Here is a 25,844-nt window from a genome sequence, read left to right as displayed (position 1 = left end):
ATTTTTTTGATAGGCCTTTCATTCAGGCTTGTCAATCAAGAAAACTTCCCCATAATGGCCGCAAATCCCAGCGGCATTATTGTTTTGCCGTAATTATCGAAACGTTACGAATTTTGGACCGGGCCACAGAACCCGGAACAGAACAGGGCAAGGAAACAGGAATGACCAGACACTTTCCCAAAGATTTTCGCTGGGGGGTTTCGACCTCCAGCTATCAGATTGAAGGCGGGGCCAGGGATGATGGTCGCGGTGCCACGATCTGGGACACCTATTGCGACACACCGGGCAAGGTCGCAAATGGCGAAAACGGTCGCATTGCCTGCGACCATTATCATCGCTGGGCCGAGGATCTGGACCTGATCAAAAACATGGGGGCGCAACATTACCGGTTTTCGGTGATGTGGCCGCGTGTGATGCCCGACGGCACCGGGGCGGTGAATGAAAAAGGCCTCGCCTTTTATGACCGGCTGGTTGATGGCATGCTGGAACGCGGTATTGATCCGTGGCTGTGCCTGTATCACTGGGATCTGCCACAGGCCTTGCAGGATCGTGGCGGCTGGGCCAATCGCGATATTGTGGGCTGGTTTGGCGATTATACCGATGTTATTGCACGCCGTCTGGGTGACCGGATCAAGGCATGGGTGACATTTAACGAACCCAATGTCGTCGCCTGGGTTGGTCATGAAGAAGGCCGCCATGCGCCGGGCCTGACCGACCCGCGTGCTGCCATGCGGGTGGCCCATCATCTGAACCTTTCACATGGCCGGGCAACCCGGATTCTGAAAGACATCTGCCCCGATACACCGGTGGGATTTGTCCTGCCGATGCACAAGGCCTATACCCTGCCACACCGGCACGAACAGGATGCCCATCTGATCGGCCTGTTTGAAGACAAATGGAACGGTGTTTTTCTGGATCCGGTTTATAAAGGGTACTATCCCGACTCGGTGATGGAGCGGATGGAACCGCATCTTCGGGAGGGTGACCTTGAAGCCATCCATCAACCGGTCGATTTTCAGGGCCTGAACCAGTATTTCCCCAGTTATATTGAAGCCACCGAAGGGCGTGCATGGCCGTTCAAACATGCCGAACCGCCGCGCTATTTCCGGCGCACCGAAATGGGCTGGGCGATTGACGGACGCTGTTTTTATCAGACCATCAAAATCCTGCAAAACCGTTATGGCAATCCACCGATTTTCATTACCGAGAATGGCGGCGCTTTTCTTGACCTGGCCCACAAGGACGGTCAGATCAATGATCAGGACCGTATCGCCTATCACAGCGAATACTTGACGGCGCTTCTTGACGCAGTAGAAGAAGGCGCAAATGTTCAAGGGTATATGCCGTGGTCGCTGATGGATAATTTTGAATGGGCTTATGGCTATGACAAACGGTTTGGTCTGGTGCATGTCGATTACAAAACCCAGAAACGCACCCCCAAGGCATCCTATGACTTTATGAAACACATCATGGAAACCAACAGCCTGTCATAATTTCGAATCCGAAATGAATATCAGAACAGACTGAAAGATAAAGGATTTCAATGGCAGCGGCGCGGCCCAATCTTCGCACCATCGCGGACCGTCTTGGCCTTTCGGTCACAACGGTATCGCGTGCCCTGAAAGACGGGCCGGAGGTCAAACCCGACACAGTAGCGCGGGTCAAGGCGACCGCTGCTGAAATCGGCTATCTGCCCGATGCGCGCGGCGTGATGTTACGCACCGGGCGCACCATGCAGGTCTGTTCGATCCTGTATTCTCACGAAGTAGGCGATTATGGTGACCCGGGCTTTCTGGCCCAGGTCGAAAGCCTTGCCCAAGGGCTGGATCAGGCGCATTACAGCCTTGTCGTTCTGGCCCAGACCAGCGAGGAAGACCCGCTGGAACCGGTGCGCCGCGTGCATATGCAACGCATGGCCGATGCGGTGGTGTTTTCGCGCACCACCTTGCAGGATATTCGCGCCAAATATTGTCTTCAGTACGATTTTCCCTTTGTGTCCTTTGGCCGGACCGAATTGCTCACACCGCATGCCTATGTCGATCATGACGATGAACAGGCGGCCTATGATGCAATCAAACGTCTGCTTAATGACGGGCACCGCCATATTGCGATGATTGATCCACCCGAAAAGCTCAGTTTTTTTGGCTATCGCAAACGCGGTGCACGCCGGGCGATGGTCGAGGCCGGGCTGGACCCCGACAGCATGATCTGGATGCCGTCCCAGTTATCCGTGCGGGCGGCGCGCGAAGCCACCCTGCAATTGTTCCGCCGCCATCCCGACACCACCGCATGGGTATGCGCCAGTCAGATGACGATGATCGGCGCGCTTGAAGCCTTGCCCGAACTGGGCCTTGATACGGTGCGTGATGGCATCGGGCTGGTCGGATTTGGCGGCATGCCGTTTCGCATGCTGTCGAAACAGAAACTGGCCTATTATTACCAGCCGCAACGCCGGGTTGGCAAAGTCCTGTCGGACCATTTGCTGGCCTTGCTGGATGGTACGCCCGCCGAAGACCTGCAAACGCTGCTGCCCTATCGCCGCATTGACGATCTGGCCGCCTTTCGCGATGGCGACGATCTTTAATCTTCAATCCGGTCTTGAAAACAGCTTCACCAACCTCATTTCCAGCCCCTTCATCGGCACCAGCACAACAAATGTCAGGATCGAGGCAATGGCCACCACATGCCACGCCGCCAAGGCGCAGGCAATGCCAAGGGCCGCCGCAATCCAGACCGTCGCCGCCGTGGTCAGGCCATAAACGCTTTTATTACGAGGCTGACGCAAAATTACCCCGGCCCCGATAAAGCCAATACCGGTCAAAACCCCCTGCAACACGCCTTGCACAACGCGGGACAGGGCATCAGGATGATCGACGAGATTTTCAAAATGCACGGCAACAACCGCCACCACCGCCGCCCCCAACGAAACAAGGGCAAGGGTCCGCATTCCCATCGGCTTGTCATTCACATCGCGGTTCAGTCCGATCAACATACCGATCACGGTCGCCGCACACAGCCGCAGGACCATATCGACAAGGGCGATGTCGAAATACTTCTCGGTATTGACGAAAAAAGAAATGTCGGACATGCCGGGCCTTTGTGCAGGATCAGATAAAAACCTGAACGCTCCGGCTCCACCAAATGTTCCGCCCAAGGCCAGTTAACCCGGCGCAACCATTTCTGCCGCCTGTATCATCAACCAGTCAAAAAATCGCCCGATCCGCTGATCACGAGACGGGCCGTCCAAAGTGATCAGAACATATTCAAATCCGGTCACCGCCATGCCCAGCGGAGCAATCAGCCGTCCGGCAACCAGATCATCCTGCACCAAAGGCAACGGGCCGATTGCCGTCCCCAATCGATTGACCGCCGCTTGCAGGGCGAAAAAGAAATGGTCGAAATATTGTTCGCTGGCCGGTAGCCCCTGATAATGACTGGCCTTTTTCCAGACCTCCCATGCATCGGGGCGGGTGCGACTATGCAACCAGCGCGCCCTGGATAAATCGCGCCCCAGAATGGTTTCCCAACAGTCCGGATCACATACCGGCCCGGCCCTTTCAGTCCATAAATGGGTCACATGATAATCGTCGGAAATCCCGAAATCGTTGCGACGGATTGCAATATCACATCCATCCTGCAACAAATCGATCGGCCCGCCCGCCAGACGCAAATCAATATGCAAATCCGGATTATTTTCACGAAACAGACCCAGACGCGGCATCAGCCAACGCATGGCAAGACTGGGTTCGCATGATACCGTCAAAATTGGCGAAGCAACATCATGGCGGTGAATCTCCTCAATCGCACGACCAAGACCATCAAGTGCGGTACCCGTCGCCGCCAACAATCTTTCACCCGCACGGGTCAGATAAACCCGGCGGTTTCGCCGGACAAACAGGGCGCAATCAAGTCGTTCTTCAATCTGGGCCACTGCACGGCTGATTGCGCCATGCGTCAGATTCAATTCTTCTGCTGCCCGCGAAAAACTTTGATGCCGTGCCGCAGCCTCAAAGGCGGGCAAGGATGCAAGGGGCAAAGCGTTCCGCTTTCTGTGAATATTACTCACAATAAATCCTGATATTTTTCGATTTTATGGCGGTCAAAATCATTTGATAATTGATTTTATCACAAATCAAGGAAGATTGATCATGGCCGGACTCCCCGATATGGAAATTCTTGCGGTTGCCATCGTCACCGTGCTGGCCGTCATCAGCCCCGGCCCCGATTTTGCAATGGTCACCCGCATGGCCCTTGCACGCGGGCGACGGGCCGGAATTCTCTGCGCGATTGGCATTGGATCGGGTGTTTCGGTTCATCTCGCCTATACATTGATCGGGCTTGGGGTGGTATTTGCCAGCAATGTCTGGATTCTGAACAGCCTGCGCTATTTTGGCGCGGCCTATCTGATCTGGCTTGGCTTTTCGGCCCTGTGGCCCGATTTGCGCCGCCTGATTTTGGGCAAAGCACAAAATACCACCTCAACCATGCCCGCCGCACCTTCACAGAAACCACAGACAAGGAACGGATCAGCCTTCTGGTCCGGTTTTGCCTGCAACGCACTTAACCCGAAAACGATGCTGTTTATCGTTTCGCTGTTCAGCCAAATGATTTCACCCGATACATCGCTGTCTGTCGGACTGGCTTATGGTATCTATATTGCCGCCTGCCACATGGTCTGGTTTGCATTGGTGGCCGTTGCGCTCACCCTGCCATCGGTACAGACCCGCATTCAGTCGGTCAAAATCTGGATCGAACGTGCGGTGGGGATTTGCCTTGCCGGGTTGGGCATCCGACTTTTGGCAAGCTGATATCAGATAAACAGCATCTCGCCCGATTGCCGGGCATCATTGAGAAATGTCACCACCCCGCCAACCTCGATGGCAAGGTCGTCTCGGCGTTTTTCATGTTCCAGCCCAAGGGCGCGCAGACCCATTTCACACACCATGAATTTGCCGCCAAGGGCGACACAGGCCGATAACAGTTCCTCGAAGGTGCCAATGCCGCGCTGGGCATATGTCAGATCAAGGCTGGTTGCGGTTGCCCCCTGCATATCGGGGCGCAAATGCCGCCAGCCGGACGGGGCCAGCACCGTGCGGCTGGCCTCCATCGTGAAAAACAGCGTCACCGCCCGGTTACTGGCAAGGGCGGCGCTGGCCATCACCAGCGCATAATGGACTTTTTCAAAACTGCCGGAAAACACCACCAGCGAAAGTTTTTTCGGGCTGTCGTCAGTCATGCTCATGGCAGGAAAGGTCCTTTATCGTGGCATTATCAGAACATAGCGGACAACCGGGATCACGCGGCACACGGATTTTGCGAAAACTGGCCGCCAGGGCATCGACAATCACCAGATGCCCCGACAGACCATCGCCAATCCCTATCAGTTCCTTGAGGATTTCAGTTGCCTGCATACCGCCAATTGTCCCCACCACGGCCCCCAGAACCCCGCCTTGCGAACAGGATGGAATGGCATCGGGCGGTGGCGGCGCATGATAGATACAGCGATAACAGGGGTGCGGGGCGCCCAGATGCGCCTTGAACGTCACGACCTGCCCGTCAAACCGCAAGGCAGCCCCGCTGACCAGCGTCTTGCCCGCGAAATAACAGGCATCATTGAGCAAAAACCGCGTGTCAAAATTATCCGACCCGTCGGCAATCACATCATATTGCGCAATCAGATCCATGACATTCCGGGCATTCAGCCGCATTTGATGGGTTTGCACGGCAATGTCGGGATTCATGTTGCGGATGGTATCACGTGCACTGTCCACCTTGGCCCGGCCCAGATCGTTCATGCCATGCGCGATCTGACGTTGCAGGTTTGACAGTTCGACCACATCATCATCGACAATGCCAATGGTTCCGACCCCGGCGGCAGCCAGATACATCGCCAAAGGCGAGCCCAGCCCACCCGCACCGACAATCAGAACCCGCCCCTGTTTCAGACGCATCTGCCCGGTGCCGCCGACATCCTTCAGGACAATATGGCGGGCATAACGGTGCAACTCATTTTCGCTGAAATCAAAATCCATCAAGACGCCCCGGTTGCTGACAGCCAACAGATAAGATGCGATTCATGATTTTGCCAGCCAAAAACCAAAAGCCCGGAAGACTTATCCTCCGGGCTCTGTGCCTGTGATATCGGGTTGCGATTATTGCAACCCTTCAAACAGCGCGGTCGAGAGATAACGTTCGGCGAAGGACGGGATGATTACGACAATCCGTTTACCTTCGTTTTCCGGCATCTGACCCAGTTCAATCGCAGCCGCCACCGCCGCACCTGATGAAATGCCGGTCGGCACCCCTTCGATGGCGGCCAGTTTACGAGCCATGGCAAAGGCTGTTTCATTACCAATCGTCATGGTGCGGTCAATGACGGAGGTATTGAGATTGCCGGGGATAAAACCCGCCCCGATGCCCTGAATTTTATGCGGGCCGGGCGCACCGCCCGAAATCACCGGGCTGTCTTCGGGTTCAACCGCAATGATCTGGACCTTGGGATTGTGTTTTTTCAGAACTTCACCCACCCCTGTCAAGGTCCCGCCCGTGCCAACACCGGCCACAAAAATATCAACCTTGCCGCCAGTATCCTTGATGATTTCCTGGGCCGTCGTGTTGCGATGAATTTCCGGGTTGGCCGGGTTGTCAAACTGCTGAAGCATGATCGCGCCGTCAATTTCAGCTACCAGTTCCTCGGCGCGGGCAACAGCGCCCTTCATGCCCTTGGCCGCCGGGGTCAGGTCGATCTGCGCCCCCAGCAACAACAACATCTTGCGCCGTTCCAGAGACATGCTTTCAGGCATGGTGAGGATCAGCTTGTACCCCTTGGCGGCGGCCACAAAGGCCAGCGCAATGCCGGTATTGCCCGATGTCGGTTCGACAAGGGTGGCACCCGGTTTCAGTTTTCCTGATTTTTCGGCGTCTTCGACCATTGCCAGACCAATGCGATCCTTGACCGAGGCCAGCGGATTGAAAAATTCCAGCTTGCCCAGAATGTCGGCCTTTGCACCTTCGGCTTTGGCCAGACGGCCCAGACGCACCAGCGGCGTTGCGCCGATGGTATCGATGATGCTGTCGTAAATTTTACCGCGAAACTCAGTCATGATTTCCTCGCACTTTTATGTGAAATTATATCTATCACATGATGATATTGTATTTATCCTGATTGTACCGGATATCAAGTCCGGGGCAATCTGTTTTTACATCTCATTGCGAATCCAAAAGGCAATCCCGATGTGCAATTCAGTGTTTTTGCAGCAAGATTTTGTGGTTTTTAGGGCCACACCATCGCAAGGACCAATACCAACCTAGATGATAAAATCGGGCGATTCTTCGATCCCGCTGCGCAAACCGGCATCCCGCGCCCGGTTGCACAAATCCTCGACCGTGATGGTTTCAAGGTTTTTCATCATGTCATCTTGCAATTCGCGCCATAATGGCCGCACCACTTCCTTGCCCAGTGGCGACCCTGCCGGATCCTCGATCGGGTCATCCGATGTTTCCATCGACCTTATCACCGACACAATATCGGCCAGCGTAATCCGGCGCCGTTCGCGGGCCAGCCGGTATCCGCCGCGTGGCCCGCGCACCCCGACCAGAAGATCGGCCCGCACCAATTGTTGCAGGGTCTGTTCCAGATAGCGTTTCGGAATGCCCTGACGTTCGGTGATATCGCGGCTTTGCACCGGTTCACCCGCCGCATTATAGGCGATATCCACCACCGCCTCGATGGCAAACAGCATCTTTTTTGACAGTTTCAGCATCGTCTTGGTCTTTCTCCCCTGCGGGCAACGGGTTTTCCGTCATTCTGCCCGAATGATAAAAATCAAAGGATCAGCACAGATGATCAACCAAGACCGGTTGATCCAAAACCGCCCGCCCCGCGTGCCGTTTCATCGAGATCATCAACCCTGTTCCAGCCCACCTGAAGGACCGGCGCAATCACCATCTGGGCAATGCGCATGCCGCGTTCGATGACAAAATCCACATCGCCATGATTGATCAGGATCACCTTGATTTCGCCGCGATAATCCGCATCAATCGTGCCCGGACTGTTGAGAACCGTCACACCGTTCTTGGCGGCAAGACCGGATCGCGGGCGCACCTGTGCTTCAAACCCGGCGGGCAGAGCAATCGCAATGCCGGTTTCAATCATCGCACGCTTGCCCGGCGCCAGAACCACATTGCCCGTAATCGCCGCCTGCAAATCAACGGCCGCGGCCTGATCGGTGGCATAGGCTGGCAGCGGCAAATCGGCCGCATGGTCAAGCAATTTCAAATTTACGTTCAAAGCCGTCATTGTGGTCTGTTATCCTTGTTAAGTACCCTGTCAGGGTTTTGTGCCCGCAAAATGGGCGATGATCTGTGCCACCAGGTGATCCGCCACCGCCTTTTTATCCTGACGCGGCCAGACATCATCATCCTGGGGCCGATCCTGACGGATCAGGTGAATTTGGTTGTGATCGCCGCCAAAGGTACCGCTTTCTGCCGTCACATCATTGGCCAGAATCCAGTCGCACCCCTTGCGCACCAGTTTCGCCCGCGCATGAGCCAACAGATTTTCGGTTTCTGCCGCAAATCCGATCACAAGGGCGGGGCGATTGGGCCCCGGTGCGCCAAGGGCTGCCAGAATATCGGGATTTTCGGCAAAGCGCAGATCGGGCATCTGCCCCGATTCATCTTTTTTAAGTTTCTGACCGGCACTTGACGCCACCCGCCAGTCGGCCACCGCCGCCGCACATACCGCAATATCGGCGGGCAAACTGTCTTGCACGGCCACCATCATTTCCCGCGCCGTTTCAACATGGCGCACCGCCATGCCCGACGGGTCGGGCAAAGCAACCGGACCACTGATCAGGGTGACTTCGGCCCCCGCCGCCGCAAGGGCCACGGCAATGGCGTGGCCCTGTTTGCCCGATGACCGGTTGGCGATGTAACGCACCGGGTCAATCGGTTCATGGGTCGGACCGCTGGTGACAATCGCCCGCTTGCCCGCAAGAGGCTTGGCTGCGGTCCGGGCGGTAAAAAAATCGGTGACGGCGGCAATGATATCCGCCGGTTCGGACAGGCGACCCGATCCGAATTCGCCACAGGCCAAATCACCCGATGCCGGGCCAATCCGCATTACGCCCCGGCTTTCCAGTGTGGCAATATTGGCTCGGGTTGCCGCATGGTTCCACATTTCGACATTCATCGCAGGCGCAATCAGCACCGGCTTGTTGGTCGCCAAAAGGGCGGTGGTTGCCAGATCATTGGCCATGCCCGACGCCATTCTGGCAATCAGATCGGCACTGGCCGGGGCGACAAGCACAAGGTCCGCCTCGCGTGACAGACGGATATGGCCCATTTCGGCCTCGTCAGTCAGGGAAAACAGATCCTGATAAACCCTGTTTTCAGTCAGGGCGGCCACCGACAGAGGGGTGACGAATTGCGCCCCGCCTTCGGTCAGGACCGCCCGGATCATCATCCCGCGGTCACGCAGACGCCGGATGACTTCCAGCACCTTATAGGCGGCAATCCCGCCCGAGATGATCAACAGAAGGTTTTTTCCAGAAAGCACTGTGGTTCCCAGTTATTTACGTTGTCAGGGTGTGGTTAACCTATCGCGTCCCACCCCGACACGCAAGTATCCTTCGCATTCCGTCAAAAACCCGGAAAATTCGTTAAATACCGGATCCGCCGCAAACTTTATTGGGCGGTCTTTTCCGGCACGGTATAAAGCATACCAAACCAGCGCCAGCGATTATCCGGCCCCAGACTGGTGCAATTGATCCGCCAGCGGCCCGGTGCCACCGGCCCGTCCAGACGGATTTCCACCCGCGCATCGCCCAGACGGGTCATTGTCGGCACACCGGAGGACGGATAACAATTCAGATCGCGGGCCGGACCATGCAGGGTAAAGCCAAAGGCAGGCGGATTGCGTTGCAACAGATAATCGGCCGGGGTGATGTCGCTGACCGGCATGGGCACCGAATTGGCTGCCAGCAGGAACCGTTCCGGCGTGCCATAGGATTCGTTTAACGCATAACGCGGCAGATAAAACAGATCAGCACTGTCATCAAAGGCTCCGCTATGCTGGCCAAAGGCCGCTTTGTATCCGGCTTCGAGGACGGCTTCGCGAACTTCGAGGCTGGCCTCGCCGTAAGGGTAGGCAAACAGATCAGGGACAAAGCCCAGTTCATCCTTGAAACGCTGTGCCGAATGAGCCAGTTCAGCCTTGACCGCCGCAATCGGCATGGTCGCCAGATGCGAGTGATGCTGACTGTGACCGCCAATCGTCACCCCTTCGGCAACCAGCGTACGCAGCTGGTCCCAGCTCATATAAGTACTGTTGTCAGTATCGACCTGTTCGGTCGAGACAAACACCGTCATCGGAAAATTGTGTTTCTTGAAAACCGGCCATGCCACGTCAAACACCGAACGATAGGCATCGTCAATCGTGATACCAACCGTCCGGTCCGGCAAGGATTCGCCATTGGCAATCGCCTGCACAATCGCCCCAACATCCATCACATGATAAGGACCGCGTTTCAGTTCGGCGATATGGGCATCAAGCTGTTCGGGGCGGATATTGGTCGAGGGATAATCGCTTTCGCCAAAGCGGTGATACATGAAAACCACCGCCGACGCCCCGGCTTGCGCTTCGGCAGGCGAGGCCACAGCAGGGATTGCTTCTGCCGCCGGTTCATCGGGTGCGGGCGTTTGCTGTGCCATCACCGGGGCAGCCATCACCATCAACAGGGTCATCACCACGGCACCGGCCATCTGCAATCGCAGGCGTCCCGTAACCGGGCGGACTGACTCGATTGCATTCGGATTAATATGCCTGTTCATTCCGGTGCTTTTCATACCTGCCGCTCCTCGTGCGATTTTTGCGACTGTACCGATTTTTCATCGCCAGATTATGGCAAACAAGCTACCAGCGAACCGTTTGTTTTTCCACAATTTTATCGAAAGACTTGCGGTCAGTGCAGCAGGTAATACTTATGAACAGGTCATCCTGTACCCCAAATTACGGAGGTTTCCATGCTGAACGACCAGGCCCTTGCCACCCTGTTTACCGATGCCCGCACCCATAATGGCTGGCACAAACGCGATGTGGACGAAAAACTAATCCGTCGCGCGTGGGACCTTGCCGTTATGGGTCCGACCAGTGCCAATTGCGAACCGATGCGCATTGTCTTTGTCAAAAGCGATGCAGCCAAACAGCGCCTTAAACCCCATCTGGCACCAGGCAATGTTGAAAAAACCATGAGCGCCCCGATCACCGCCATCATCGCCCATGACATGGAATTTTACGAAAAACTGCCACAGCTTTTCCCCCATGCCGACGCCCGATCATGGTTTGTCGGCAAGGAAGAAGCGATTAAAATCACCGCCTTTCGCAACGCCACCCTGCAAGCCGGATATTTCATCATGGCCTTGCGCGCCATCGGCCTTGATAGCGGTGCGATGTCGGGGTTTGACAATGCCGGAATTGATGCCGAATTTTTCGCAGGTACCCCGGTAAAATCGAATTTCCTGATCAATATCGGCTATGGCGACCCGGCAAAACTGTTTGCCCGCAGCCCGCGCCTTGGTTTTGACGAAGGCGCAAGCATTATCTGAGGATTCCGGGCGTCATTTTACAACCGTCAAAATCCCGCTTTGACAAGGGGTTGAAAACTGTCATCTAAGTTTGATTTGATATTTGACGGCAGATGATCATGTTAGGTGCCCGATCTGTAAAATGACGCCTGTATCTGTTTCGCCGGGAGGATGGCTTGGGCTTTCAACAATTGCTGTTAACGGCATCAACGCTGAGTTTCCCGGCTGCTGCCATTCTGACAGTGCTGGCGGCGGCGGGCCAGATTGGCTGGGGACTGGCGGTGATGACATGCGCCGCCATCTGGTTGGGTGTTGCCGGAATCCTGCGCCTTTATTTTGGTGATCTGCGCCGTGTAGCCCGCTATGCCGCGCAATTGCGCGATGAGTTTCGGGGTACCCCGCCGCCCGATCTGTCCTTTTCCGCTGCGGCCGAGCTGTCGTCGCTTTATTCCCAGATTGCCAGCGCCTTTCGCGACCGCATTGCCCTGCTCGAAGCACAAACAAGCACCGATGCCGAAATTCTGGATCATTTGCCCAACCCGGTGGTGATGGTCAATCGCCTGCGGGTGGTTACCGGTTTCAATCAAGCGGCACGTGCGCTGTTTCATAATCTGGAAACCGGCAAGGATTTGACCCGCTATATCCGCGATCCTATCCTGCTGGATGCCTTTGACGATGTGTCATCCGGGCGGCACAGCCTGAAACATACCGAATTTGTGCTGGCCGCCGATGCCCATCGTCATTTCGATGTGCTGACCGCCAGCCTGCCTTCTGTCGCCGGGGATCGCAATTATGTCCTGTCCTTTAGCGACCTGACCGAATTGCGCAAAGTCGAACAGATGCGCGCCGATTTCGCCGCCGATGCCGGTCATGAATTGCGCACACCGTTATCGGTGCTGCTGGGATTCATTGAAACGCTGGAAGGCCCGGCAAAGGATGATCCGGATGCCCTGCATCAATTCCTGCCGGTAATGCGCGATCAGGCACAACGCATGCAGCATCTGGTCGAAGATTTGCTGTCGCTGTCGCGTATTGAACTTAACGAACATACGCCGCCATCGGGCGATTGCGATATCAGTGCCGTGATCGAACGGGTAACCACCGGATTGAAAGTCAAGGCAGACGCCAAAAACATGACGATCCACGTCACATCCACACTGGATAATCCGGTCACCATCGGCGAAGACAAGGAACTGATTCAGGTGTTCCAGAACCTGATCGATAATGCCGTCAAATACGGCCATGCCGGAACCGAGGTTGAAATCGATATTGCAATGGCCAAAAACCCGCCTGCCGCACTGGCGCGGTTTCGCCATCCGCGCATCATGGCGGTTTCGGTGCGCGATCATTCCGACGGCATTGCGCGTGAACATCTGCCGCGCCTGACCGAACGGTTTTACCGGGTCGATAATGCCCGGTCGCGGGCGGTCGGCGGCACCGGTCTTGGTCTTGCCATCGTCAAACATCTGGTCCAGCGCCATCGCGGCACCATGACGATTGACAGTGAACAGGGGGTTGGATCGGTCTTTACCGTCTATCTGCCCGCCCGAACCGGCGATAATGTGCGAAAATTGCACAGCGCTTGAACAAACTTCAAACTACCTTGTAAAGCAAGGTCTTATAGCCTTCTGCGGCTGTTGAAGATGGACAGCGGTCAAGCTCCTGAAAACCGAAGTTCCGATACATCCCGACCGCAGATCCGCTTTTCAGATAAATTGTTTCAATTTCGAAACGTTTTACCTCATGCAATATGCGATCAATCAGATTACGGGCGATTCCCAGTCCGCGATAACGGTAAAGCGTGTAGACCGCTGCAATCCACGGTGTCTTATCAAGCCAGTCGGTTCCGTCCTGAGGCCATAAGCTTGCCATGCCGATTGGCAAGCGGGTTTCCCGGTTGATCGCCAAGAACGTTAAGGGCAGTGCATCTTTTTGAGCACAAGTCGCAAAGTATTCCTGTACCTTGGCAAGACTGCTATCGGGTTTTTGCACGCCCCACCGACCATATGCCCAAGCTGCACAGGCATCAACACAATCAGGTCTGTCAGCCAAGTACACAATGTCGAATGACATTAGTTTACATCCCAATGAACGTCTCAAATGGATAATCAACTATAAGTCATATATAGTTATGATATATAAAAGAAAAAGGCCAACACATCTGCGTTGGTCTTTTAATTTCAGTATTTCCAATAGAATATTTCTATTACAGAATAAACTTCGAAAGATCGGTATCCTTTGACAGTTCCTCGACCTGTTCGCGCACATAGGCGGCATCGATTTTTACATGATCGCCCGGCCGGTCGGTGGCGGTAAAGCTGATATCGTCCAGCAGTTTTTCCAAAACCGTGTGCAAGCGGCGTGCGCCAATATTTTCGACACTTTCATTCACATTGGCCGAAATCCTCGCCACTTCATCAATCGCATCATCGGTGAATTCCAGCGTCACATCCTCGGTCTTCATCAGGGCGATATATTGCTTGATCAGGGAGGCTTCGGGTTCCAGCAGAATCCGGCGGAAATCCGCCTCGGTCAGGGCCTGCAATTCCACCCGGATCGGCAGGCGGCCCTGCAATTCCGGCAAAAGATCCGACGGTTTGGCCAGATGGAACGCACCCGAACAGATAAACAGCACATGATCGGTTTTGACCGTGCCATGTTTGGTGGCGACACTGGTACCCTCGATCAGCGGCAACAGGTCGCGCTGCACACCTTCACGCGACACATCGCCACCGCGTTCCGAACGCGCCGTGATTTTGTCAATCTCGTCAAGAAACACGATGCCGTTCTGCTCGACATTATCGATGGCCTCAGCGGTTACCTTGTCCATATCAAGCAATTTGTCGCTTTCCTCGTCAATCAGACGATCAAAGGCGTCGGCCACCGTCATGCGTTTGGGTTTGGTCTGGCCGCCAAAGGCCTTGCCGAACATGTCGGACAAATTCAGCATGCCCATCTGCGCACCCGGCATGCCGGGAATATCGATGGTCGGCATTGAGGCCGCACTGCTTTGCGTGACCGGAATTTCGATTTCCTTGTCCTGCAACTGGCCTTCGCGCAGCATCTTGCGGAATTTCTGCCGGGTTTCCGCCGATGATGTATCGCCGACCAGCCCGTCCAAAATGCGTTCCTCGGCCTGCATTTCTGCCTTGGCGCGAACCTTTTTGCGCATGGAGTCGCGCGTCAGGTCAATAGAGACTTCCAGCAAATCACGGATGATCTGTTCAACATCGCGCCCGACATAGCCGACTTCGGTGAATTTGGTGGCTTCGATCTTTAAAAACGGTGCTTCGGCCAGCTTGGCCAGACGCCGGGCAATTTCGGTCTTGCCAACCCCGGTCGGGCCGATCATCAGGATGTTTTTCGGCAGCACTTCGTTGCGCATCGCACCATCAAGCTGCTGACGCCGCCAGCGATTGCGCAGCGCCACCGCCACCGCACGCTTGGCATCTTTCTGGCCGATGATATGGCGATCCAGTTCGGAAACAATTTCGCGCGGGCTGAAATGTTGGGTCATCTGTTTTCTTAAATCCGGTTTTCTTGCTTGGACACAGGAACGGGAACACGAGGGCGCGACGCCGCGCTTATTTGGCGTCGTCGATTTTCTCAAGCGTGACATTGCCATTGGTGTAAACACAGATGTCACAGGCAATCGCCATCGCCTTGCGGGCAATTTCCTCGGCCCCCAGATCAAGGTCGATCAGGGCGCGGGCTGCGGCCAGCGCATAATTGCCACCCGATCCAATTGCGATAATGCCGTCTTCGGGTTCCAGAACATCGCCCATGCCGGTCAGCACCAGCGACACATCCTTGTCGGCCACCGCCATCATCGCTTCCAGTTTGCGCAAATACCGGTCCGTACGCCAATCCTTGGCCAGTTCGACACAGGCCCGCATGGTCTGGCCCGGATGACGGTCCAGTTTGGCCTCCAGCCGTTCGAGCAGGGTAAAAGCATCGGCCGTCGCCCCGGCAAAACCGACAATGATATCCTGTTTCGGGCCGATCCGGCGCACCTTGCGGGCATTACCCTTGATCACAGTCTGGCCCAGCGAAACCTGACCGTCCCCGGCCACTACCACCTGATTGCCCTTGCGCACCGACAAAATGGTCGTGCCGTGCCAGCTGGGTTGCGAATGATCTGTCATGAAAATCCCTATCAACATGTTTCGTCCAACAGTTAGCACGCCCACCGCCCCGGTCAAGGGGCCGGGCGGATTTGCGGTGTATAGAGGTATTGTTAGGCACATATTTTAAAACACCCTGGCAATAACACCGCCCTTGCGCACATGGTTGAACTGGCAATTGCCGTCCGATCTTGCTAAATACCATGCCATCAGGTGTATCGATACTTGCAGGAAAGGAGCTTTGCATGCGCAAGGCCCGCGTGGAGCGCAATACCAACGAAACCCAAATCACGGTCGAACTGAACCTTGACGGGACCGGCATCTATGATGTCCAGACCGGGATTGGCTTTCTTGACCACATGCTTGAACAGCTTTCGCGCCACAGCCTGATCGACCTTACGGTCCGGGCCAAGGGTGACCTGCATATCGATTTCCATCACACCACCGAAGATAGCGGCATTGCCATCGGACAGGCTTTTTCACAGGCGCTGGGCAATAAAAAGGGCATCAAACGCTATGGCAGTTGCCTTTTGCCAATGGACGAGGCCCTGACACGTGTCGCACTGGATTGTTCAAACCGTCCTTACCTGATCTGGAAGGTTGATTTTAGCCGAGACAAGCTGGGCGATATGGATACCGAACTGTTCCGTGAATGGTTTCAGGGATTTGCCCAGGCCGCCGGCCTGACATTGCATGTCGAAAACCTGTATGGCGACAACAACCATCATATCGTCGAAAGCGCCTTCAAGGCACTGGCGCGGTCCTTGCGCGATGCAATTGAAATCGATCCGCGCAAATCTGATGCCATTCCCTCGACCAAGGGGGTTCTGGGCGGGTCCTTGTGATCCGTCCCGTATCCCTGATCTGACCGGGCTTTTGCCGGGGTCGCCCCAACAGTCTGAAATGCGATGAAGGTTTATACGGTTCATATTCATCCCGGTCGCGCCGATCCGCTGGCCGATGCGGTACTGATTCGGGAAGGCTTTAATTTCTGGGCCTTTTTGCTGACCGGATTATGGGCGTTGTATCACCGGCAATGGCTGGCCTTTTTCGGGTTGATTGCGGTGTCGCTGATCTGTTCGGCGATATCGTGGCTGGGTAATGGCGGCGAGATGATGGATTTCGCACTGGCCCTTGTCACCGGAATCGGATTTGGCCTGATTGCCAATGATGTACGGCGACGCAAGCTGGCCAAAACCGGTTGGAAACTGGTCGATATTATTGCAAGTGCGGATGAAAGCGGTGCCGAGCACCGTTTCTTCGCCAGTACCAGACACGCCCCTGCCTTTAGCGGCACTGGTGCGACCAACCCGGAGCTTTCCTGAACAATGACTGTCGCGATTATTGATTACGGTTCGGGCAATCTGCGATCCTGCGCCAAGGCGTTTGAACGGGCAGCGCGCGAAACCGACAATCCCGGCGATATTATCGTCACCAGCAATCCCGAACAGGTCCGTATGGCCAGCCACATCGTCCTGCCCGGCGTCGGAGCCTTTGCCGATTGCCGTGCCGGTCTTGATGATGTCGCGGGTATGGTTGAGGTGCTGGAAGAACAGGTGATTCGGGGCGGCAAGCCGTTTCTGGGTATTTGCGTTGGCATGCAGCTGATGGCATCCGTCGGACGTGAATTTGCCGATACCATGGGGCTGGACTGGATCGATGGCGAAGTCGTGGCGATTACACCCGATGACGCATCCCTTAAAATCCCGCATATGGGCTGGAACGAATTGCAACTTGATCCTGCCGGTCGCGATCACCCGGTTCTGGCCGGGATTGCCGATGATGATCATGCCTATTTCGTCCATTCCTATCACATGCATGTCCGCAATCCGGCGCAACGTCTGGCAACGGTACGGTATGGCGGCGATCTGACGGCAATGATCGGGCGCGACAATATGGTTGGCACCCAGTTTCATCCGGAAAAAAGTCAGAAAACCGGCCTGACCCTGATTGGCAATTTTTTGGGGTGGAAGCCATGACAACCGGGGCCGACGATCACAAACCCGAAGTTTTTGCCGAGCGCGTGACCGAACTTTCGGCAGGCGATATTTCCGATATCGTTGATGCCTGCACCCAGGCGATCATCGAGGGGGGCGGTTTTGGCTGGTTGACGCCACCCGACCGCCCGGAAATGGAAAAATACTGGCGCGGGGTGTTGCTGATGCCCGGTCGGCATTTGTTTGTAGCGCGCCTTGATGGTGTGATTTCCGGCGCGGCCCAGTTGCTGGAAACTCCTGCCAATCTTGAGGCACAACGCCATTCTGCACAGATTACCGGGCATTTTGTCGCCCCGTGGGCGCGCGGGCGCGGCAATGGCAAGGCGATTGTGCGGTCGATTGAATATTACGCCCGTGACAAGGGCTATAGCGTTCTGAAACTCGATCTTCGCGAAACCCAAAAGGCCGCCATCGCCCTTTATAACGGGCTGGGTTATGTCCGTTGGGGCATTAATCCCTATTATGCGATGATCGACGGCAAAATGGTCGAAGGTTATTACTACACCAAGAAATTACAGGAATCTGCCTCGTGAATCTGTATCCGGCAATTGATCTGAAAGATGGTGCCTGTGTCCGCCTGCTGCGTGGCGACATGGACAAGGCAACAGTATTTAACAATGATCCCGGCGCACAGGCCGCCGAATTTGTCGATGCCGGTTGCCACTGGGTGCATGTGGTGGATCTCAATGGTGCTTTTGCCGGGGAACCGGTCAACGGTGCCGCAGTTGATGCCATTCTGGCCGCAACCCGTGGCAAGGCCAAAACCCAGCTTGGTGGCGGCATTCGTACCATGGAAACGGTGGATTACTGGCTGAATAAAGGTATTACGCGCGTGATCCTTGGCACTGTTGCGCTGCGCAATCCTGATTTCGTCAAACAGGCCTGTGCAAAATGGCCGGGCCGGATTGCGGTCGGCATTGATGCCCGCGATGGTTATGTCGCAGTCGAGGGTTGGGCCGAAACATCCGAAGTCACCGCCCTTGAACTGGCGCAAAAATTCGAGGATTGCGGCGTTACTGCCATCATCTTTACCGATATCGACCGCGACGGTGCGATGGGTGGGCCCAATATTGACAGTACCGTTGCCCTTGCCAGCGCAATTTCAACCCCGGTTATCGTATCGGGCGGCGTATCTTCACTTGATGATCTGATGGCTGTTGCCAAACATGCTAAAAGCGGGATTGATGGCGCGATTTCGGGCCGCGCACTTTATGATGGCCGGATTGATCTTGCCAAAGCGCTCAAAGCCCTTGCGTAAACAGGAAGAAGACAATGCTGAAAACCCGTGTCATTCCCTGTCTGGACGTCAAGGACGGCCGTGTCGTCAAGGGCGTTAATTTTGTCGATCTGATCGATGCCGGGGATCCGGTCGAACAGGCGCGCATTTATGATGCCGAAGGTGCGGACGAACTTTGTTTTCTGGATATCACCGCGTCCAGCGACAATCGCGACACGATTTTTGACGTGGTGGCCCGCACCGCCGAGGCGTGCTTTATGCCCGTCACGGTCGGCGGTGGCGTGCGAAGCCTTGACGATATCCGCAAATTGTTGCTGGCCGGGGCCGACAAGGTGTCGATCAATACAGCCGCGGTCAATAACCCCGATTTCGTCCGCGAGGCGGCGCGCAAATTTGGATCGCAATGTATTGTCGTTTCCATTGATGCCAAATCAACCGGCCCCGACAAATTTGAAATTTTTACCCATGGCGGGCGCAATGCCACCGGAATTGACGCTGTTTCGTTTGCAAAACAAATGACGGAATATGGGGCCGGGGAATTGCTGGTAACCTCGATGGATCGCGATGGCACCCAGTCGGGCTTTAATTTGCCGCTAACCCGATCCATCGCCGATGGGGTCAGTGTACCGGTGATTGCGTCGGGCGGGGTGGGTACGCTCGATCATATGGTCGAAGGGGTGACCCAAGGCCATGCGTCGGCAGTTTTGGCTGCATCGATCTTTCATTTTGGCACCTATCGCATTCGCGAGGTCAAGGCACATATGAAAGCCGCCGGAATCCCGGTGCGCGAGGATTAAGGAACGATCATGACCGACACACATATCCTTGATCAGCTTTATGCCGTGGTCAATGCTCGCAAGGGCGACGACCCCGATCAAAGCTATACCGCCCGCCTGTTTGCCAAAGGCACGCCGAAAATCGCGCAAAAACTGGGCGAGGAAGCGGTAGAAACGGTGATTGCCGCCCTTGCCGAAAGCCCGGAAAATGTCGCATCAGAAAGTGCCGATCTGCTGTATCACCTGATGGTTCTCTGGGCCGACAAGGGAGTTGATCCGGCCGATGTCTGGGCAATTCTGGCGCAGCGACAGGGCATTTCGGGTCTTGCCGAAAAGGCGGCGCGGACAGATAAATAAGGTATCGTTTTTCGTTATTTTCAGGAGCCCCGGATGGCCGTTCAACCCTATGATCCCGAAAACATCTTTGCCAAAATCCTGCGCGGCGAGATTCCGTGTGGCAAGGTTTATGAAGATGATCATGTCCTGGCCTTTAACGACATCAATCCGCAGGCCCCGACGCATGTGCTGGTCATTCCCAAGGGGGCCTATGCCTCGTTTGATGAATTTTCCGCCAAGGCCAGCGATGCCGAAATCGTCGCCTTTAACCGCGCCGTTGGTAAAATCGCCCGCGATCTGAATGTCGCCGAAGACGGATATCGCCTGATCGCCAATACCCGTCAGAATGGCCGTCAGGACGTTCCTCACCTGCATGTACATATTATCGGTGGTAAAATGCTTGGCCTGATGCTGCCGAAGGAATAAGCATTCTTCATATCGTTTAAAATTTGACTAAAAACGCTCGACTCGTGAGAAACAGCTAGTATTGAACTCATGATTCAAACGTTGTATCTATAGATTGAATGAATCTGAATCGTCAGGGTTGGAAAGCTTATGTCTCTTCCATCTAAACTCAAAGAAGACTTTATCGTTGAAGCGTTACTCGAATTACGCTTCCAGTCAGACGAATTGCCAGAGGTGATTATGGCAAAACTCATTGATGGATTGGAGGTTGAGAAATTCTCACGACATCAATTGCCAATTGCTGATATTCCTTGGTCAATAAGGCAACAAGATCCCAACCTTAAGCATCAACCGACAGTCGTTTTCATTAGCGCAGACAAGAAGCTTCAATTCAAAGTTGGACCTTCCGTTTTATCCGTTCACAACCTCGGCAAATATGGTGGCTGGGATAAAGTGTCAAAAATTTTCGCAAAATCAGCGCAATTAATTTGCACAAAATTTCAATCTAAAATTGTTAGGTGTGGCTTAAGGTACGTAAATATTGTAAATCCAGAAAAGCATTATATTACAAGTTTTTCTGATTTAAACGTTTCTGTAGCAATTGGTAGTGAGACTCAGAATCCACCGTTAAATGTTAATTACATGCTCAGTATTGACGGAACTGAAGTGGTAGTACGCGCTTGCTCGCCAGAGTTTGTGACGCCTTGGCTACCTGATGGTTCTACCGCCTTTATTGACATTGACGTTTCTACAACTGTTAAACACCACACAAAATCTTCAGATGCAGTCGTTGAATGGCTAGAAACTGCACATAACCTAGAAAAACGGGAATTTTTCAAATTGCTTCCTGTAAAGGTTATAGAAAAATTAGCTGAATACGAATAAGGAGGTGCATCATGAATGCTTTTGCGGACCAAATGTCTTGGCACATTTATGGCTCACAACCGCTTGCAGAAAATCGTCATATCAATTGGGAAAGTGTCGGCGATGCGTTGTTGCATTTCCCAGAATTGGTCGCTCAAGTAGTTTCTGGTTCTAATTCCTCCTGCTACTCGATTATCGACCGGCATACTGCATTACCTGTCACTCTTCAGGATATAGAGCGAACTGGTACCATGAGTGAAAAACTAGATACGCTTCTGTCGGAATTTTCTGCCCTAGAAGAAAATTGGGACGGTTATGATGCAAAGCCGATTAATCACTTTGCAATTAACCAAACACGAGAGTTTCTCAGCCAACTTAAAAATTCAATTCCGGAACCAAGTTTAGCTCCAGATGCGGATGGCTCGGTTAGCATTATTTGGGACTGCCCTCACATATATCTAGATGTCGGCTTTGACACAAATGGTCGCTATAGCTTTTATGGCGACCACGAAGAATTAGGTGAATTTGAGATTGAACCAACGATTGGCGCAATTCTTAGTGACCAATCCCTCAACAAATATTTGGACAAGCTGGCGGTGTAAGGACGTAATGACGGACGAAAAGCCGGAACTTGTCCCCGAAGACGAAAACGTGCTTCGCCGCATTTTTTCTCCGTACCACATCAACGAAGATGGGTCTTTGAAAAGTAGTGCCTTCTCTCCCAGTACCAATACTTTAGATATATCCGTTAACCGAGAAAAGATCGCGGACTTTAAGAAAAACTGCGAGATCGGACGCCAAGAGGAGCAGCCCTCACCCGACGGTAATCCCGTAAGAGAAAAAATTTTCCGCGGCTGCATCAGAGGCAACGTCGGAGAAATCCACAATACGCCTGTCGATCAGGAAAAAACTCTATATTGTAAAGTTCTTGCCACTCCTGACCATGAAAACGAAAATCCTAGTCACGCGGATTTACGGCTCCCCAAGGATAGTCGTGGTATTCGCAGAAAGTTAGCCAAAATCTTCTCCGACTTAATTAAGCCTGAATAAGTTCATTCCAAAACAATTCTACTATGACGCTCAACCATTCAAATTCATGTAAAATTTTCACCACACTTGTAGGCAATTGGTTGCTTATGCGTGATCTGGGCAATGTCGGTCAGTTTACAGGCGATGTAACGTTTCGCACGGCAGAGCCCGACAAACCCGATGTCTTACGCTACCGCGAGGAAGGGTTTCTGACCTACCCAGACGGACAGGAATTTGAGGGCTTTCGCGAATATGACTTTCTCAACACCCCGCACGGTATTGAGCTGCGCTTTCGCGATCCGGTCCGTTTCGGGCGGCTTTATGTTTGTCTGGATTTCACCAAAGACCCTGCGGGAAATTTGACCGCCTGTGACATTCATCCCTGTGGCGACGATATCTATCACCACAGCATGATGTGGCACAACGCTGATCATTTTGAAACCAAAATAAAAATCAAAGGCCCGCGCAAGGACCATCTGCTGCACAGCCTTTATCGTCGCCAACCCATGGCAAGCTGACGAACCCGTTTGGTAAAATGGTGGTGGGCGGCTATAAAAGACCCTTGTTTCGTTCATACGAGGTTTGTCATGCAACCGCCCTTTCACCTTGCCTTTCCGATCAAATCCATCGCCGACACCCGTGCGTTTTACATTGATATTCTGGGCTGTGACGAAGGCCGTTCGACCGAAAACTGGATCGATTTTGATTTTTTTGGCCATCAATTATCCGCCCATGTCCGGCCTGACGCCGGGCAAAATGCCGGGTCGGGAACTGTCGATGGCGATGCGGTGCCGATCCCACATTTCGGCGTGGTTCTGGAATGGCACCAATGGCATGATCTGGCGGATCGTTTGAAGGCTGCCAATGTCGTTTTCCTGCTGGCGCCCAAAATCCGTTTTGTTGGCGAACCCGGTGAACAAGGTACTTTTTTCATCACAGATCCGGCAGGAAATGGCCTTGAATTCAAAACTTTCCGCGATCCGGCAATGATTTTCGCCCATTAAGTACCAAAGCGATCCGGAACGTCGGCACCTGTCAGACGTTCCGGAAGAACAGTCAAAAAACAGAAAGATATCCGTCATGACTCGCGCCACCGTCCCCCCGAAAATCCTGATTGCAGCTGCCGGTGCCGATGACCGCTGGAAAAAGGCGATGGTGGAACGCCTGACGGATGCCAAGATTTTCACTCAACATGAAAATTACGATCCTGCAACGATTACCCATGCCCTGTTATGGAAACAACCTCAGGGAATGCTGAAAAGCCTGACCGGCCTTCAGGCGATCTTTTCGCTGGGAGCCGGGGTGGATCATGTGCTGGCAACGCCCAGCCTACCGACAGATGTTCCGGTGATCAGACTGCAAGATGCCGGGATGGCCGATCAGATGGTGCAATATCATCTTTATGCCGCCCTGCATTTCATGCGCGATTTCGATATCTATGCCCGCCAACAGGCCAAAGCCGATTGGATTCAGCATGATGTTGCCCGCATTTCACACTGCCGGGTCGGAGTGATGGGGCTGGGCGCGCTCGGTGCGGCCGTCGCCACCGCCCTGACCCGGCTTGGCTTTGCCGTATCGGGATGGAGCCGCACCATGAAGGCGATTGACGGCATCACGACCTTTGCCGGATCGGAAACCCTGAATGAATTTTTGGGGCAGTGCGATATTCTGATCTGCCTGTTGCCGCGCACACCAGAAACTGAAGGCGTTCTGAACGGTAATAGCCTGTCGCATTTGCCCAAAAATGCCGCCGTGATCAATGCCGCACGCGGCGCCATCATTGTCGAGGCCGATCTGTTGCGCCTGCTTGATACCGGCCATTTGCGCGGCGCGTTTCTGGATGTCGCCGCCACAGAACCTCTACCCGAAAACCATCCGTTCTGGGATCATCCGAAAATCCGCATCACCCCGCATATCGCTGCCGAAACCCGGATAGAAGAATCGGTCGATCAGATTGCCGATAATATCGCCCGCATGACCCGTGGGGAAACGCCGAGCGGGCTGGTTGACCGTATGTCAGGTTATTGAAGCCATGAGCAATCTTGCCTTTCGCACCGCCACCCGTGACGATTTGCCCGCCATTGTTGCCCTTTTGGCCGATGATGAAAAAGGCAAAACCCGAGAGGATACAAGCCTTCCGCTGTCACAGGCCTATTACGATGCCTTTGACGCGATGACGGCTGCCAGCACGGATCAATGCCCCAATATCTATCTGTTGGCGGTATGGGGAAATGATATTGTCGGATGTCTGCAATTGACCCTGATCCCCGGCTTGTCGCGGCGCGGACGGTTGCGTGCCCAGATCGAAGGGGTCCGGGTATCATCGCGCCATCGCGGGCAAAAGATCGGTGAAAACCTGATACTTGAATCCATTTCGATATCAAAATTACTTGGCGCAACCCTGATGCAATTTACCACCGATGCCACGCGCAAGGATGCCCACCGCTTTTACGAACGGTTGGGCTTTGTCGCCAGCCATCTGGGCATGAAACGCGATCTTTAGGAACCAAAATGCAGGGTCCGGAAAAGTGCCGTCAGCCAGTCGGCAAAGGCCCGGACCCGTGGCGATAATTGCCGATTTTGCGGATAAAGTACCGAAACCGGCATCGGTTCGGGCGGATATTCGGGCAGGATTTCAACCAGCGCCCCCGCACGCAAATCCTCTATCACCCGATATCGCGGCACCTGAATCAGCCCCAGCCCCGCCAACCCCGCTGCCATATAAAGATCGGCCCCGGTCACCGACACACTGGCAGGCAGCATAACCTGACGCAGGACCCCACCAACGGTAAAATCAAGCGGCACCGGTCGGTCATTCGCCCCGGAAAGATAGCCAACCGCCTGGTGATTCTGTGTTGTCAGATCGTCAAGGGTTTCGGGAATGCCGATTTTGCCAAAATAGTCCGGACTGGCCAGCGTGACCGTCGGTAACAGTGTCAACCGCCGGACGATCATGGTTGAATCCGACAATTCACCGGACCGCACCACGCAATCATATCCTTCCTGCACCAGATCGACATAGCGGTCGCTATCGGCAATCAGCAGGGTCAATTCCGGATAGGCCGACATAAAACCGGGTAAGGCAGGAATGATGAATTTGCGCGCAAGGGTTCCTTGCAGATTAACCCGCAACAATCCCTTGGGCATTGTCTGACGAAAAAGGCCGTCGGCATCTTCAAGGTCAAAAAGAATGCGGCGGCACCGCTGATAATAGGCTTCGCCATCCAGCGTCGGTTTAACCTGACGTGTTGTACGTTCCAGCAATCTTGTGCCCAGCCGTTCTTCAAGACGCTGAATCGCATTGGTCACGGTTGCCCGCGGTATCATCAGATCGGTGGCCGCTTTGGTAAAGCTCCGGCGTTCGACGATGCGAACGAAAATATGCATTTCTCCAAACCGATCCATCACAGCCCTGATTGTTATATGAAATCGAATAGTGATACCAAATATAGCATAATTATCCGAAATTTTATTGCTGTCATATTGCGGA

The 25,844-nt window shown here is 54.2% G+C and carries 33 protein-coding genes; 20 read left to right on the top strand and 13 right to left on the bottom strand.

Annotation, left to right across the window (positions count from 1 at the left end; translation table 11 throughout):
• Positions 1–161 precede the first annotated feature (161 nt).
• Positions 162–1,493, top strand: a complete 1,332-nt coding sequence (locus Q8O73_RS14500) for a GH1 family beta-glucosidase (RefSeq protein ID WP_305558876.1) — start codon at positions 162–164, stop codon at positions 1,491–1,493.
• Between the two features lie 50 nt (positions 1,494–1,543).
• Positions 1,544–2,584, top strand: a complete 1,041-nt coding sequence (locus Q8O73_RS14495; protein WP_305558875.1) for a LacI family DNA-binding transcriptional regulator — start codon at positions 1,544–1,546, stop codon at positions 2,582–2,584.
• Between the two features lie 3 nt (positions 2,585–2,587).
• Here the strand turns inward: Q8O73_RS14495 and Q8O73_RS14490 are convergent, their stop codons facing one another.
• Together Q8O73_RS14490 and Q8O73_RS14485 are read right to left on the bottom strand one after the other, a co-directional pair.
• Positions 2,588–3,088: an MgtC/SapB family protein gene (locus Q8O73_RS14490; RefSeq protein ID WP_305558874.1), complete on the bottom strand. Its 501-nt coding sequence runs from the start codon at positions 3,086–3,088 to the stop codon at positions 2,588–2,590.
• Between the two features lie 72 nt (positions 3,089–3,160).
• Positions 3,161–4,036 (bottom strand): LysR substrate-binding domain-containing protein, encoded by an 876-nt coding sequence (locus tag Q8O73_RS14485; protein WP_305558873.1) that lies wholly within the window; start codon positions 4,034–4,036, stop codon positions 3,161–3,163.
• 112 nt (positions 4,037–4,148) lie between these two features.
• On the opposite strand from Q8O73_RS14485, the gene Q8O73_RS14480 reads away from it, so the two are divergent.
• Positions 4,149–4,808, top strand: coding sequence for a LysE family translocator (locus Q8O73_RS14480; protein ID WP_305558872.1), 660 nt, complete (start codon positions 4,149–4,151; stop codon positions 4,806–4,808).
• Positions 4,809–4,810: 2 nt separating this feature from the next.
• On the opposite strand, the gene Q8O73_RS14475 is transcribed toward Q8O73_RS14480, so the two are convergent.
• From Q8O73_RS14475 to Q8O73_RS14445, 7 genes are all read right to left on the bottom strand, one after another.
• Entirely contained in the window at positions 4,811–5,242 is a 432-nt protein-coding gene (locus tag Q8O73_RS14475) for a DsrE/DsrF/DrsH-like family protein (RefSeq protein WP_305558871.1), read from the bottom strand.
• Positions 5,229–6,035, bottom strand: coding sequence for a molybdopterin-synthase adenylyltransferase MoeB (locus Q8O73_RS14470; protein ID WP_305559000.1), 807 nt, complete (start codon positions 6,033–6,035; stop codon positions 5,229–5,231). The genes Q8O73_RS14475 and Q8O73_RS14470 overlap by 14 nt, the downstream gene beginning before the upstream one ends.
• A gap of 117 nt (positions 6,036–6,152) precedes the next feature.
• A complete protein-coding gene (cysK, locus tag Q8O73_RS14465; protein WP_305558870.1) occupies positions 6,153–7,103 on the bottom strand; it encodes a cysteine synthase A in 951 nt (316 codons plus the stop codon).
• Between the two features lie 204 nt (positions 7,104–7,307).
• Positions 7,308–7,763 carry an Rrf2 family transcriptional regulator gene (locus Q8O73_RS14460; RefSeq protein ID WP_305558869.1) on the bottom strand — a complete coding sequence of 152 codons (456 nt, stop codon included), beginning with the start codon at positions 7,761–7,763 and terminating at the stop codon, positions 7,308–7,310.
• An 83-nt stretch (positions 7,764–7,846) separates the two neighbouring features.
• Positions 7,847–8,299 carry a dUTP diphosphatase gene (gene dut / locus Q8O73_RS14455; protein ID WP_305558868.1) on the bottom strand — a complete coding sequence of 151 codons (453 nt, stop codon included), beginning with the start codon at positions 8,297–8,299 and terminating at the stop codon, positions 7,847–7,849.
• Between the two features lie 30 nt (positions 8,300–8,329).
• Positions 8,330–9,559 carry a bifunctional phosphopantothenoylcysteine decarboxylase/phosphopantothenate--cysteine ligase CoaBC gene (gene coaBC / locus Q8O73_RS14450; RefSeq protein ID WP_305558867.1) on the bottom strand — a complete coding sequence of 410 codons (1,230 nt, stop codon included), beginning with the start codon at positions 9,557–9,559 and terminating at the stop codon, positions 8,330–8,332.
• Positions 9,560–9,687: 128 nt separating this feature from the next.
• A complete protein-coding gene (locus Q8O73_RS14445; RefSeq protein ID WP_305558866.1) occupies positions 9,688–10,833 on the bottom strand; it encodes a polysaccharide deacetylase family protein in 1,146 nt (381 codons plus the stop codon).
• A gap of 192 nt (positions 10,834–11,025) precedes the next feature.
• Here Q8O73_RS14445 and Q8O73_RS14440 point away from each other — a divergent pair, with 192 nt between their 5' ends.
• The gene (locus Q8O73_RS14440; RefSeq protein WP_305558865.1) at positions 11,026–11,607 is read left to right on the top strand and encodes a malonic semialdehyde reductase; all 582 of its coding nucleotides are present in this window, start codon (positions 11,026–11,028) and stop codon (positions 11,605–11,607) included.
• 155 nt (positions 11,608–11,762) lie between these two features.
• A complete protein-coding gene (locus tag Q8O73_RS14435) occupies positions 11,763–13,172 on the top strand; it encodes an ATP-binding protein (RefSeq protein WP_305558864.1) in 1,410 nt (469 codons plus the stop codon).
• A 7-nt stretch (positions 13,173–13,179) separates the two neighbouring features.
• Here Q8O73_RS14435 and Q8O73_RS14430 read toward each other — a convergent pair whose 3' ends face one another.
• The 3 genes from Q8O73_RS14430 to hslV form a co-directional block, all read right to left on the bottom strand.
• Positions 13,180–13,659 carry a GNAT family N-acetyltransferase gene (locus tag Q8O73_RS14430; protein WP_305558863.1) on the bottom strand — a complete coding sequence of 160 codons (480 nt, stop codon included), beginning with the start codon at positions 13,657–13,659 and terminating at the stop codon, positions 13,180–13,182.
• Positions 13,660–13,792: 133 nt separating this feature from the next.
• Positions 13,793–15,103: an ATP-dependent protease ATPase subunit HslU gene (gene hslU, locus Q8O73_RS14425; protein WP_305558862.1), complete on the bottom strand. Its 1,311-nt coding sequence runs from the start codon at positions 15,101–15,103 to the stop codon at positions 13,793–13,795.
• A 67-nt stretch (positions 15,104–15,170) separates the two neighbouring features.
• On the bottom strand, positions 15,171–15,731 hold the full coding sequence (hslV, locus tag Q8O73_RS14420; RefSeq protein ID WP_305558861.1) for an ATP-dependent protease subunit HslV: 561 nt from the start codon (positions 15,729–15,731) through the stop codon (positions 15,171–15,173).
• 224 nt (positions 15,732–15,955) lie between these two features.
• On the opposite strand from hslV, the gene hisB reads away from it, so the two are divergent.
• From hisB to Q8O73_RS14345, 15 genes are all read left to right on the top strand, one after another.
• Positions 15,956–16,555, top strand: a complete 600-nt coding sequence (hisB, locus tag Q8O73_RS14415) for an imidazoleglycerol-phosphate dehydratase HisB (RefSeq protein WP_305558860.1) — start codon at positions 15,956–15,958, stop codon at positions 16,553–16,555.
• A gap of 63 nt (positions 16,556–16,618) precedes the next feature.
• Positions 16,619–17,035, top strand: a complete 417-nt coding sequence (locus Q8O73_RS14410) for a DUF2628 domain-containing protein (protein ID WP_305558859.1) — start codon at positions 16,619–16,621, stop codon at positions 17,033–17,035.
• 3 nt (positions 17,036–17,038) lie between these two features.
• Complete coding sequence (hisH, locus tag Q8O73_RS14405; protein WP_305558858.1) at positions 17,039–17,689, top strand: imidazole glycerol phosphate synthase subunit HisH; 651 nt, start codon at positions 17,039–17,041, stop codon at positions 17,687–17,689.
• Positions 17,686–18,240 (top strand): GNAT family N-acetyltransferase, encoded by a 555-nt coding sequence (locus Q8O73_RS14400; RefSeq protein WP_305558857.1) that lies wholly within the window; start codon positions 17,686–17,688, stop codon positions 18,238–18,240. Before hisH ends, Q8O73_RS14400 begins: the two co-directional genes overlap by 4 nt.
• Positions 18,237–18,965, top strand: a complete 729-nt coding sequence (hisA, locus tag Q8O73_RS14395) for a 1-(5-phosphoribosyl)-5-[(5-phosphoribosylamino)methylideneamino]imidazole-4-carboxamide isomerase (RefSeq protein ID WP_305558856.1) — start codon at positions 18,237–18,239, stop codon at positions 18,963–18,965. Before Q8O73_RS14400 ends, hisA begins: the two co-directional genes overlap by 4 nt.
• 14 nt (positions 18,966–18,979) lie before the next feature.
• Positions 18,980–19,741 (top strand): imidazole glycerol phosphate synthase subunit HisF, encoded by a 762-nt coding sequence (gene hisF / locus Q8O73_RS14390; protein WP_305558855.1) that lies wholly within the window; start codon positions 18,980–18,982, stop codon positions 19,739–19,741.
• A gap of 6 nt (positions 19,742–19,747) precedes the next feature.
• The gene (locus Q8O73_RS14385; RefSeq protein ID WP_305558999.1) at positions 19,748–20,077 is read left to right on the top strand and encodes a phosphoribosyl-ATP diphosphatase; all 330 of its coding nucleotides are present in this window, start codon (positions 19,748–19,750) and stop codon (positions 20,075–20,077) included.
• Positions 20,078–20,110: 33 nt separating this feature from the next.
• Positions 20,111–20,482 (top strand): histidine triad nucleotide-binding protein, encoded by a 372-nt coding sequence (locus tag Q8O73_RS14380; protein ID WP_305558854.1) that lies wholly within the window; start codon positions 20,111–20,113, stop codon positions 20,480–20,482.
• A gap of 129 nt (positions 20,483–20,611) precedes the next feature.
• Positions 20,612–21,346 (top strand): TIGR04255 family protein, encoded by a 735-nt coding sequence (locus tag Q8O73_RS14375; protein ID WP_305558853.1) that lies wholly within the window; start codon positions 20,612–20,614, stop codon positions 21,344–21,346.
• Positions 21,347–21,357: 11 nt separating this feature from the next.
• Complete coding sequence (locus Q8O73_RS14370; RefSeq protein WP_305558852.1) at positions 21,358–21,927, top strand: hypothetical protein; 570 nt, start codon at positions 21,358–21,360, stop codon at positions 21,925–21,927.
• A gap of 7 nt (positions 21,928–21,934) precedes the next feature.
• Positions 21,935–22,375 carry a hypothetical protein gene (locus Q8O73_RS14365; RefSeq protein WP_305558851.1) on the top strand — a complete coding sequence of 147 codons (441 nt, stop codon included), beginning with the start codon at positions 21,935–21,937 and terminating at the stop codon, positions 22,373–22,375.
• Between the two features lie 23 nt (positions 22,376–22,398).
• Entirely contained in the window at positions 22,399–22,872 is a 474-nt protein-coding gene (locus tag Q8O73_RS14360) for a DUF6314 family protein (protein WP_305558850.1), read from the top strand.
• A gap of 69 nt (positions 22,873–22,941) precedes the next feature.
• Positions 22,942–23,358, top strand: coding sequence for a VOC family protein (locus Q8O73_RS14355; RefSeq protein WP_305558849.1), 417 nt, complete (start codon positions 22,942–22,944; stop codon positions 23,356–23,358).
• Between the two features lie 76 nt (positions 23,359–23,434).
• Positions 23,435–24,382: a glyoxylate/hydroxypyruvate reductase A gene (locus Q8O73_RS14350; RefSeq protein WP_305558848.1), complete on the top strand. Its 948-nt coding sequence runs from the start codon at positions 23,435–23,437 to the stop codon at positions 24,380–24,382.
• Between the two features lie 4 nt (positions 24,383–24,386).
• Positions 24,387–24,857 carry a GNAT family N-acetyltransferase gene (locus Q8O73_RS14345; protein ID WP_305558847.1) on the top strand — a complete coding sequence of 157 codons (471 nt, stop codon included), beginning with the start codon at positions 24,387–24,389 and terminating at the stop codon, positions 24,855–24,857.
• Here Q8O73_RS14345 and Q8O73_RS14340 read toward each other — a convergent pair.
• On the bottom strand, positions 24,854–25,741 hold the full coding sequence (locus Q8O73_RS14340; RefSeq protein ID WP_371135092.1) for a LysR family transcriptional regulator: 888 nt from the start codon (positions 25,739–25,741) through the stop codon (positions 24,854–24,856). The genes Q8O73_RS14345 and Q8O73_RS14340 overlap by 4 nt on opposite strands.
• Between the last annotated feature and the right edge of the window lie 103 nt (positions 25,742–25,844).

It is taken from the genome of Thalassospira sp. (assembly GCF_030690045.1).
Taxonomy (GTDB): Bacteria; Pseudomonadota; Alphaproteobacteria; order Rhodospirillales; family Thalassospiraceae; genus Thalassospira.
Note: the sequence above shows the minus strand (reverse complement) of the source record. Positions and strands in the feature narration are given on the sequence as shown.

Excerpts from the sequence above, each read along its gene's own strand:
- Q8O73_RS14500 (WP_305558876.1), top strand. The coding sequence starts at position 162 with ATGACCAGACACTTTCCCAAAGATTTTCGCTGGGGGGTTTCGACCTCC.
- Q8O73_RS14495 (WP_305558875.1), top strand. The coding sequence starts at position 1,544 with ATGGCAGCGGCGCGGCCCAATCTTCGCACCATCGCGGACCGTCTTGGC.
- Q8O73_RS14490 (WP_305558874.1), bottom strand. The coding sequence starts at position 3,088 with ATGTCCGACATTTCTTTTTTCGTCAATACCGAGAAGTATTTCGACATC.
- Q8O73_RS14480 (WP_305558872.1), top strand. The coding sequence starts at position 4,149 with ATGGCCGGACTCCCCGATATGGAAATTCTTGCGGTTGCCATCGTCACC.
- Q8O73_RS14475 (WP_305558871.1), bottom strand. The coding sequence starts at position 5,242 with ATGAGCATGACTGACGACAGCCCGAAAAAACTTTCGCTGGTGGTGTTT.
- cysK (WP_305558870.1), bottom strand. The coding sequence starts at position 7,103 with ATGACTGAGTTTCGCGGTAAAATTTACGACAGCATCATCGATACCATC.
- Q8O73_RS14460 (WP_305558869.1), bottom strand. The coding sequence starts at position 7,763 with ATGCTGAAACTGTCAAAAAAGATGCTGTTTGCCATCGAGGCGGTGGTG.
- dut (WP_305558868.1), bottom strand. The coding sequence starts at position 8,299 with ATGACGGCTTTGAACGTAAATTTGAAATTGCTTGACCATGCGGCCGAT.
- Q8O73_RS14445 (WP_305558866.1), bottom strand. The coding sequence starts at position 10,833 with ATGAACAGGCATATTAATCCGAATGCAATCGAGTCAGTCCGCCCGGTT.
- Q8O73_RS14440 (WP_305558865.1), top strand. The coding sequence starts at position 11,026 with ATGCTGAACGACCAGGCCCTTGCCACCCTGTTTACCGATGCCCGCACC.
- Q8O73_RS14430 (WP_305558863.1), bottom strand. The coding sequence starts at position 13,659 with ATGTCATTCGACATTGTGTACTTGGCTGACAGACCTGATTGTGTTGAT.
- hslU (WP_305558862.1), bottom strand. The coding sequence starts at position 15,103 with ATGACCCAACATTTCAGCCCGCGCGAAATTGTTTCCGAACTGGATCGC.
- hslV (WP_305558861.1), bottom strand. The coding sequence starts at position 15,731 with ATGACAGATCATTCGCAACCCAGCTGGCACGGCACGACCATTTTGTCG.
- hisB (WP_305558860.1), top strand. The coding sequence starts at position 15,956 with ATGCGCAAGGCCCGCGTGGAGCGCAATACCAACGAAACCCAAATCACG.
- Q8O73_RS14410 (WP_305558859.1), top strand. The coding sequence starts at position 16,619 with ATGAAGGTTTATACGGTTCATATTCATCCCGGTCGCGCCGATCCGCTG.
- hisH (WP_305558858.1), top strand. The coding sequence starts at position 17,039 with ATGACTGTCGCGATTATTGATTACGGTTCGGGCAATCTGCGATCCTGC.
- Q8O73_RS14400 (WP_305558857.1), top strand. The coding sequence starts at position 17,686 with ATGACAACCGGGGCCGACGATCACAAACCCGAAGTTTTTGCCGAGCGC.
- hisF (WP_305558855.1), top strand. The coding sequence starts at position 18,980 with ATGCTGAAAACCCGTGTCATTCCCTGTCTGGACGTCAAGGACGGCCGT.
- Q8O73_RS14380 (WP_305558854.1), top strand. The coding sequence starts at position 20,111 with ATGGCCGTTCAACCCTATGATCCCGAAAACATCTTTGCCAAAATCCTG.
- Q8O73_RS14375 (WP_305558853.1), top strand. The coding sequence starts at position 20,612 with ATGTCTCTTCCATCTAAACTCAAAGAAGACTTTATCGTTGAAGCGTTA.
- Q8O73_RS14370 (WP_305558852.1), top strand. The coding sequence starts at position 21,358 with ATGAATGCTTTTGCGGACCAAATGTCTTGGCACATTTATGGCTCACAA.
- Q8O73_RS14365 (WP_305558851.1), top strand. The coding sequence starts at position 21,935 with ATGACGGACGAAAAGCCGGAACTTGTCCCCGAAGACGAAAACGTGCTT.
- Q8O73_RS14360 (WP_305558850.1), top strand. The coding sequence starts at position 22,399 with ATGACGCTCAACCATTCAAATTCATGTAAAATTTTCACCACACTTGTA.
- Q8O73_RS14355 (WP_305558849.1), top strand. The coding sequence starts at position 22,942 with ATGCAACCGCCCTTTCACCTTGCCTTTCCGATCAAATCCATCGCCGAC.
- Q8O73_RS14350 (WP_305558848.1), top strand. The coding sequence starts at position 23,435 with ATGACTCGCGCCACCGTCCCCCCGAAAATCCTGATTGCAGCTGCCGGT.
- Q8O73_RS14345 (WP_305558847.1), top strand. The coding sequence starts at position 24,387 with ATGAGCAATCTTGCCTTTCGCACCGCCACCCGTGACGATTTGCCCGCC.
- Q8O73_RS14340 (WP_371135092.1), bottom strand. The coding sequence starts at position 25,741 with ATGCATATTTTCGTTCGCATCGTCGAACGCCGGAGCTTTACCAAAGCG.